At 70.8% G+C, this 8,433-nt stretch carries 8 protein-coding genes and 1 pseudogene; all 9 read left to right on the top strand.

Annotated elements, in window-relative coordinates; all coding sequences use genetic code 11:
* The coding region (gene carB, locus CCN56_RS31885) for a carbamoyl-phosphate synthase large subunit (RefSeq protein WP_086831367.1) at positions 1-1,711 on the top strand (1,711 nt) is incomplete at its 5' end.
* Positions 1,712-1,783: 72 nt separating this feature from the next.
* Positions 1,784-2,896: a quinone-dependent dihydroorotate dehydrogenase gene (locus CCN56_RS31880; protein ID WP_086831366.1), complete on the top strand. Its 1,113-nt coding sequence runs from the start codon at positions 1,784-1,786 to the stop codon at positions 2,894-2,896.
* A complete protein-coding gene (pyrF, locus tag CCN56_RS31875) occupies positions 2,893-3,729 on the top strand; it encodes an orotidine-5'-phosphate decarboxylase (RefSeq protein WP_086831365.1) in 837 nt (278 codons plus the stop codon). The genes CCN56_RS31880 and pyrF overlap by 4 nt, the downstream gene beginning before the upstream one ends.
* Before the next feature lie 297 nt (positions 3,730-4,026).
* Positions 4,027-4,350 carry an integration host factor gene (locus tag CCN56_RS31870; protein ID WP_030204477.1) on the top strand — a complete coding sequence of 108 codons (324 nt, stop codon included), beginning with the start codon at positions 4,027-4,029 and terminating at the stop codon, positions 4,348-4,350.
* 73 nt (positions 4,351-4,423) lie between these two features.
* On the top strand, positions 4,424-4,987 hold the full coding sequence (gene gmk, locus CCN56_RS31865; RefSeq protein WP_078908242.1) for a guanylate kinase: 564 nt from the start codon (positions 4,424-4,426) through the stop codon (positions 4,985-4,987).
* 28 nt (positions 4,988-5,015) lie between these two features.
* Positions 5,016-5,288, top strand: a complete 273-nt coding sequence (gene rpoZ / locus CCN56_RS31860) for a DNA-directed RNA polymerase subunit omega (protein ID WP_005319902.1) — start codon at positions 5,016-5,018, stop codon at positions 5,286-5,288.
* A gap of 108 nt (positions 5,289-5,396) precedes the next feature.
* Complete coding sequence (gene coaBC, locus CCN56_RS31855; protein WP_086831368.1) at positions 5,397-6,608, top strand: bifunctional phosphopantothenoylcysteine decarboxylase/phosphopantothenate--cysteine ligase CoaBC; 1,212 nt, start codon at positions 5,397-5,399, stop codon at positions 6,606-6,608.
* 277 nt (positions 6,609-6,885) lie between these two features.
* Positions 6,886-8,094 carry a methionine adenosyltransferase gene (gene metK, locus CCN56_RS31850; RefSeq protein WP_041128228.1) on the top strand — a complete coding sequence of 403 codons (1,209 nt, stop codon included), beginning with the start codon at positions 6,886-6,888 and terminating at the stop codon, positions 8,092-8,094.
* Between the two features lie 93 nt (positions 8,095-8,187).
* A pseudogene (locus tag CCN56_RS31845) lies at positions 8,188-8,433 on the top strand (primosome assembly protein PriA); the annotation flags it as partial.

The raw sequence follows: 8,433 nt of genomic DNA, 5'->3' as shown, positions 1-8,433 counted from the left end.
CGCCGAGTTCGCCGCCAAGACCCCGTACTTCTACTCGTCCTACGACGAGGAGAGCGAGGTCGCCCCGCGCGAGAAGCCCGCCGTGATCATCCTGGGCTCCGGCCCGAACCGCATCGGCCAGGGCATCGAGTTCGACTACTCCTGCGTCCACGCCTCCTTCGCCCTGAGCGACGCCGGCTACGAGACCGTGATGGTCAACTGCAACCCGGAGACCGTCTCGACGGACTACGACACCTCCGACCGCCTGTACTTCGAGCCGCTGACGCTCGAGGACGTCCTGGAGATCGTCCACGCCGAGACCCTCGCAGGCCCCGTCGCCGGCGTCGTCGTCCAGCTCGGCGGCCAGACCCCGCTGGGCCTGTCGCAGGCGCTCAAGGACAACGGCGTGCCGGTCGTCGGCACCTCCCCGGAGGCCATCCACGCCGCCGAGGACCGCGGCGCCTTCGGCCGCGTCCTCGCCGAGGCGGGCCTCCCGGCCCCCAAGCACGGCACCGCGACCACCTTCGCCGGCGCCAAGGCCATCGCCGACGAGATCGGCTACCCCGTCCTCGTACGCCCCTCGTACGTGCTCGGCGGCCGCGGCATGGAGATCGTGTACGACGAGGCCCGCCTGGAGTCGTACATCGCCGAGTCCACCGAGATCAGCCCCACCCGGCCGGTCCTGGTCGACCGCTTCCTCGACGACGCCATCGAGATCGACGTCGACGCGCTCTACGACGGCGAGGAGCTCTACCTCGGCGGCGTCATGGAGCACATCGAGGAGGCCGGCATCCACTCCGGCGACTCGGCCTGCGCCCTGCCCCCGATCACCCTCGGCGGCTACGACATCAAGCGCCTGCGCGCCTCCACCGAGGCCATCGCCAAGGGCGTCGGCGTCCGCGGCCTGATCAACATCCAGTTCGCCATGGCCGGCGACATCCTCTACGTCCTGGAGGCCAACCCGCGCGCCTCCCGGACCGTCCCCTTCACCTCGAAGGCGACCGCCGTGCCGCTCGCGAAGGCCGCCGCCCGCATCTCGCTCGGCGCCACCATCGCCGAGCTGCGCGCCGAGGGCCTGCTGCCGAAGAACGGCGACGGCGGCACCCTGCCGCTCGACGCGCCGATCTCCGTCAAGGAGGCCGTGATGCCGTGGTCGCGCTTCCGCGACGTGCACGGCCGCGGCGTCGACACCGTCCTCGGCCCGGAGATGCGCTCCACCGGCGAGGTCATGGGCATCGACGCGGTCTTCGGCACGGCCTACGCCAAGTCGCAGGCCGGCGCCTACGGCCCGCTGCCCACCAAGGGCCGCGCGTTCATCTCGGTCGCCAACCGCGACAAGCGCTCGATGATCTTCCCGGCCCGCGAGCTCGTCGCCCACGGCTTCGAGCTGCTCGCCACCTCCGGCACCGCCGAGGTCCTCAAGCGCAACGGCATCAACGCCACGGTCGTCCGCAAGCTCAGCGAGGGCGAAGGCCCCAACGGCGAGAAGACCATCGTCCAGCTCATCCACGACGGCCAGGTCGACCTGATCGTCAACACCCCGTACGGCACCGGCGGCCGCCTCGACGGCTACGAGATCCGTACGGCCGCGGTGGCGCGCAGCGTCCCCTGCCTCACCACGGTCCAGGCGCTCGCCGCGGCCGTCCAGGGCATCGAGGCGCTGGGCCACGGCGACGTGGGCGTCCGCTCGCTCCAGGAGCACGCGGAGCACCTGATCGCGGCCCGCGACTAAGAGCCCGTACGAGGAGGGGGACACCGGCAGGACATGCGGTGTCCCCCTCGTCATGACCTGGAGCGACACCCCATGTACAAGTTCTTCTTCAACCTGGTCTTCAAGCGGATGGACCCCGAGCAGGCCCACTACACGGCCTTCCGCTGGATCCGCCTCGCCGCCCGCATCCCGGTGCTCCGCACCTTCGTCGCCGCCGTCCTCGCGCCCCGGTACAAGGAGCTGCGCACCGAGGCCCTCGGCCTGCGGATGCACGGCCCCTTCGGGCTCGCCGCCGGCTTCGACAAGAACGCCGTCGCCATCGACGGCATGTCGATGCTCGGCTTCGACCACGTCGAGATCGGCACCGTCACCGGCGAGGCCCAGCCCGGCAACCCCAAGAAGCGCCTCTTCCGGCTCGTCCCGGACCGCGCCCTGATCAACCGCATGGGCTTCAACAACGAGGGCTCCGCCGCCGTCGCCGAGCGCCTGGGCGCCCGCAAGGCGGTCTTCAAGACCGTCGTCGGCGTCAACATCGGCAAGACCAAGGTCGTCCCCGAGGCGGAGGCCGCCGCCGACTACGTGAAGTCCACCGAGCGCCTCGCCGCGCACGCCGACTACCTCGTCGTCAACGTCTCCTCCCCGAACACCCCCGGGCTTCGCAACCTCCAGGCCACCGAGTCCCTGCGCCCGCTGCTCACGGCCGTCCGCGAGGCAGCCGACCGCACGGTCACCGACCGCCGCGTCCCGCTCCTCGTCAAGATCGCCCCCGACCTGGCCGACGAGGACGTCGACGCGGTCGCCGACCTCGCCCTGGAGCTCGGCCTCGACGGCATCATCGCCACCAACACCACCATCGCGCGCGAGGGCCTCGGCCTGAAGTCCGACCCCGCGCTCATCAAGGAGACCGGCGGCCTGTCCGGCGCGCCCGTCAAGGAGCGCTCCCTGGCCGTCCTGCGCCGCCTCCACGCGCGCGTGGGCGACCGCCTCGTCCTGGTCGGCGTCGGCGGCATCGAGAACGCCGAGGACGCCTGGCAGCGCATCCTCGCCGGCGCCACCCTCATCCAGGGCTACAGCGCCTTCATCTACGAGGGTCCGTTCTACGCCCGCGCGATCCACAAGGGCCTCGCCGCGCGCCTCGCGGCCTCCCCGTACGCCACCCTCGCCGAGGCCGTCGGCGCCGACAACCGAAAGGCCACCACCAAGTGACTCTCTCCTTCGGCACCCGCCTGCGCTCCGCCATGGACGAGCGCGGCCCCCTGTGCGTCGGCATCGACCCGCACGCCGCCCTGCTCGACTCCTGGGGCCTGACCGACGACATCGCCGGTCTGGAGCGCTTCACCTTCACCGTCGTCGAGGCCCTCGCCGAGACCGTGGCCGTCTTCAAGCCGCAGTCCGCCTTCTTCGAGCGCTTCGGCTCGCGCGGCATCGCCGTCCTGGAGCGCGCCACCGCCGATCTGCGCGCGGCGGGCGGCCTGGTCGTCATGGACGCCAAGCGCGGCGACATCGGCTCCACCATGGCCGCGTACGCGGAGACCTTCCTGCGCAAGGACTCCCCGCTCTTCTCCGACGCCCTGACGGTCTCCCCGTACCTCGGCTACGGCGCCCTGAAGCCGGCCGTCGACCTGGCCCGGGAGTCCGGCGCCGGCCTCTTCGTCCTGGCCCTCACCTCCAATCCGGAGGGCGCGGAGGTCCAGCGCGCGGTCCGCGAGGACGGCCGGACCATCGGCGCGACGATGCTCGCCCACCTCGCCGAGGAGAACGAGGGGGAGACCCCGATGGGCTCCTTCGGCGCGGTCGTCGGCGCCACCCTCGGCGACCTGTCCTCCTTCGACCTCGACATCAACGGGCCGCTCCTCGCCCCCGGCATCGGCGCCCAGGGCGCGACCCCCGCCGACCTCCCGGCCGTCTTCGGCGCCGCGGTCCGCAACGTGGTCCCGAACGTCAGCCGCGGGGTCCTGCGCGAGGGCCCGGACGTGGCCGCCCTGCGGGACTCGGCGCACCGCTACGCGGACGAGATCCGCGCCGCCGTCGCCGGCTGACCGTCTCCCGGACAATCCGCAGGTCGGAGCGGGCGGGGGTGTCCGACGGTGAGCCGTCTCACTCCTTGACGAAAACTTGGCTCAAAACCGGGTCGATATGCCGGAAAAGTCCTGGTCGGTCGATGCTGACCAGGACTTTTCCGCTGTTCTCGCTGACTGGAGCGGCCTCGGCCGCTAGTCTCCGGAGCAGAGCAGGCGTTCAACGGCCACTCCGTTGATCGTTGCTCCACTGGTGTGGGGCGTCCAGGTTCCTCACCGGTCCGTATCCGACAGATCGACATCCGAGGTGACGTAGGCGTGGCTCTTCCGCCCCTTACCCCTGAACAGCGCGCAGCCGCGCTCGAAAAGGCCGCCGCGGCTCGCCGGGAGCGGGCCGAGGTCAAGAATCGACTCAAGCACTCCGGCGCCTCCCTCCACGAGGTCATCAAGACCGGCCAGGAGAACGACGTCATCGGCAAGATGAAGGTCTCCGCGCTCCTTGAGTCCCTGCCCGGCGTCGGCAAGGTCCGCGCCAAGCAGATCATGGAGCGGCTCGGGATCTCCGAGAGCCGCCGGGTGCGCGGTCTCGGTTCCAACCAGATCGCCTCCCTGGAGCGCGAGTTCGGCAGCACCGGCGCCTGATCGGCGACCGGTGGGGCTTCCCGATCCGGGACACGCGTCCCGGGCACCCCGGTGAAGCTGGAATAATTGCTGCATGGCAGCAGAGGTACGTCCGCGGCTGACCGTGCTCTCCGGCCCCTCAGGGGTCGGCAAGAGCACGGTCGTCGCTCATATGCGCAAGGTCCACCCCGAGGTCTGGCTCTCGGTGTCGGCGACGACGCGAAAGCCCCGCCCGGGCGAGAAGCACGGCGTCCACTACTTCTTCGTCACGGACGACGAGTTCGACAAGCTGATCGCCAACGGTGAGCTCCTCGAGTGGGCCGAGTTCGCGGGCAACCGCTACGGCACCCCGCGCGGCGCGGTCCTGGAGCGACTGGACTCCGGCGAGCCCGTGCTCCTGGAGATCGACCTCCAGGGCGCCCGTCAGGTGAAGGACTCCATGGCGGAGTCCCAGCTGGTCTTCCTGGCCCCGCCGAGCTGGGAGGAGCTGGTCCGCCGGCTCACCGGCCGCGGCACCGAGTCGCCCGAGGTCATCGAGCGCCGCCTGCAGGCCGCGAAGGTCGAGCTGGCCGCCGAGTCGGAGTTCGACACCACGCTCGTCAACACCTCCGTCGAGGACGTCGCACGCGAGCTGCTAACGTTGATGCACGTTGTCTGATCTTTTTTCCATCTTCGGAAGGTAGAGCGTGTCCTCTTCCATCACCGCGCCCGAGGGCATCATCAACCCGCCGATCGACGAGCTGCTCGAGGCCACGGACTCGAAGTACAGCCTCGTGATCTACGCGGCCAAGCGCGCGCGTCAGATCAACGCGTACTACTCCCAGCTCGGCGAGGGCCTGCTGGAGTACGTGGGTCCGCTCGTCGACACCCACGTCCACGAGAAGCCGCTCTCGATCGCCCTGCGCGAGATCAACGCGGGTCTGCTGACGTCCGAGGCCATCGAGGGCCCCGCGCAGTAAGCACACAGCGCTTGTAATGCTTGTCACCACAGGCCCGGCGGAACATCCGCCGGGCCTGTGGTGTCTCATGGAGTCGTACGCAGCCGAGTGCGGGGAGTCGTGGAAGTCGTGTCCAAGCCGAAGGTCGTCCTGGGCGTGAGCGGCGGCATCGCCGCCTACAAGGCGTGCGAGCTGCTCCGCAGGCTCACCGAGTCGGGCCACGACGTGCGCGTCGTCCCCACGGACTCCGCGCTTCACTTCGTCGGCGCGGCGACCTGGTCCGCGCTCTCCGGGAACCCCGTCTCCACCGAGGTGTGGGAGTCCGTCCACGAGGTCCCGCACGTGCGGATCGGCCAGGCCGCCGACCTCGTCGTCGTCGCCCCCGCCACCGCCGACATGCTCGCCAAGGCCGCCCACGGCCTCGCCGACGACCTGCTCACCAACACGCTGCTCACCGCGCGCTGTCCGGTCGTCTTCGCCCCCGCCATGCACACCGAGATGTGGGAGCACCCGGCCACCCAGGAGAACGTGGCCACCCTCCGCCGCCGCGGCGCCGTCGTCATCGAGCCCGCGGTCGGCCGGCTCACCGGCGTCGACACCGGCAAGGGCCGACTGCCCGACCCGGCGGAGATCTTCGAGGTCTGCAAGAGGATCCTCGCGCGCGGCGTGACCGCCCCCGATCTCGCGGGACGTCACGTGGTCGTCAGCGCCGGCGGCACCCGCGAGCCCCTCGACCCCGTCCGCTACCTCGGCAACCGCTCCTCCGGGAAGCAGGGCTACGCCCTCGCGAAGGCCGCCGCCGCCCGCGGCGCCCGGGTCACCCTCGTCGAGGCGAACACCGGCATCCCCGATCCGGCCGGGGTCGACGTCGTCCACGTCGGCACCGCCGTCCAGCTCCGCGAGGCCGTCCTCAAGGCCGCCGCCGACGCCGACGCGGTCGTGATGGCCGCCGCCGTCGCCGACTTCCGTCCGGCCGCCTACGCCCCCGGCAAGATCAAGAAGACGGACGACGGCGGCGCGCCGACGATCGAACTCGTCCGCAACCCCGACATCCTCGCCGAGCTGGCCGCCGACCGCGCCCTGCCCGGCCAGGTGGTCGTCGGCTTCGCCGCCGAGACCGACGACGTCCTCGCCAACGGCCGCGCGAAGCTCCGCCGGAAGGGCTGCGACCTGCTCGTCGTCAACGAGGTGGGGGAGCGCAAGACCTTCGGCTCCGAGGAGAACGAGGCCGTCGTCCTCGCGTCGGACGGCGCCGAGACCCCCGTACCGTACGGGCCGAAGGAAGCGCTCGCCGAGACGGTCTGGGATCTGGTCCTGCCGCGGCTGCGCTCCACGACCTGACGCATCTCGCCCGTTCCGGCGGACGGGCCGGGGGCGGCGTGATCGCATTTTCCCGAGACGTGAAACGCCGTCCCAGGAGTGATTTGCGCCCCACTCGGGTGGGCACGTCTGCCTTGCCGGAGACCGGTTTCACCCGCTCACCGGTATTCGCCAGGCGAGACACCTGGTCCATTGCCCGACCACGACCGATAGACTGTTCGTGGAACGTCGCGGGGCGCAGCCCCCTGCCGGTCCGCGTCACGAGTAGCCAGCAGCCGCTGCAACCCCAGGGAGCGTTGTGTCCCGTCGTCTGTTCACCTCGGAGTCCGTCACCGAGGGCCACCCCGACAAGATCGCTGACCAGATCAGCGACACCATTCTCGACGCACTGCTGCGCGAGGACCCCACCTCGCGCGTCGCCGTCGAGACGCTGATCACCACCGGCCTGGTGCATGTCGCGGGTGAGGTGACCACCAAGGCGTGGGCGGACATCCCGACCCTCGTCCGGAACAAGATCCTCGAGATCGGTTACGACTCCTCGAAGAAGGGCTTCGACGGCGCCTCCTGCGGCGTGTCGGTGTCCATCGGATCCCAGTCCCCGGACATCGCCCAGGGTGTCGACACCGCGTACGAGAAGCGCGTCGAGGGCGACGAGGACGAGCTCGACAAGCAGGGCGCCGGCGACCAGGGCCTGATGTTCGGCTACGCGTCGGACGAGACCCCCGAGCTGATGCCGCTGCCGATCCACCTCGCGCACCGGCTCTCCCGCCGTCTCACCGAGGTCCGCAAGAACGGGACCATCCCGTACCTGCGCCCCGACGGCAAGACCCAGGTCACCATCGAGTACGACGGCGACAAGGCCGTCCGCCTCGACACGGTCGTCGTCTCCTCGCAGCACGCCTCGGACATCGACCTCGAGTCGCTGCTCGCGCCCGACATCCGCGAGTTCGTCGTCGAGCACGTGCTGAAGCAGCTCGTCGAGGACGGCATCAAGCTCGACACCGACGGCTACCGCCTGCTCGTGAACCCGACCGGCCGCTTCGAGATCGGCGGCCCGATGGGCGACGCCGGCCTCACCGGTCGCAAGATCATCATCGACACCTACGGCGGCATGGCCCGCCACGGTGGCGGCGCCTTCTCCGGCAAGGACCCGTCCAAGGTCGACCGCTCGGCCGCCTACGCCATGCGCTGGGTCGCCAAGAACGTCGTCGCCGCGGGCCTCGCCTCGCGCTGCGAGGTCCAGGTCGCCTACGCGATCGGCAAGGCCGAGCCCGTCGGCCTCTTCGTCGAGACCTTCGGCACCAACACCGTCGAGACCGAGAAGATCGAGAACGCCATCGGCGAGGTCTTCGACCTCCGCCCGGCCGCGATCATCCGCGACCTCGACCTGCTCCGCCCGATCTACTCCCAGACCGCCGCCTACGGCCACTTCGGCCGCGAGCTGCCGGACTTCACCTGGGAGCGCACGGACCGCGTGGAGGCCCTGCGCCAGGCCGCCGGCCTGTAACCCCAGGCCGAAACGACCGAAGCCCGGTACCCCGAGGGGGTGTCGGGCTTCGGCCATGCCCGGCTGTCGGTGGCGTCTGGTAGGTATGGGGCTGTGAGCAGCGAGAACGAGAAGTCCGACGAGCCCGAGCAGCTCGCGCTCATCCGGGAGACCGTACGGAGGGCGAAGGTGCCGCGGGCCAAGCCGCGGACCTGGCGGGGAGCCGCGCTGGCCAAGGAGCTGCCGGTCGCGCGGGTCGTCGTGAACAAGGGGGCGCTCCACCTCGACCAGTTCTTCGACTACGCGGTCCCCGAGGAGCTCGACGAGGCCGCCCGGCCCGGGGTGCGGGTGCGGGTGCGG

It is taken from the genome of Streptomyces sp. NRRL B-24572 (assembly GCF_002156145.1).
In the GTDB taxonomy this organism is placed as follows: domain Bacteria; phylum Actinomycetota; class Actinomycetes; order Streptomycetales; family Streptomycetaceae; genus Streptomyces; species Streptomyces vietnamensis.
This window is presented reverse-complemented; position numbering and strand designations above follow the sequence as displayed.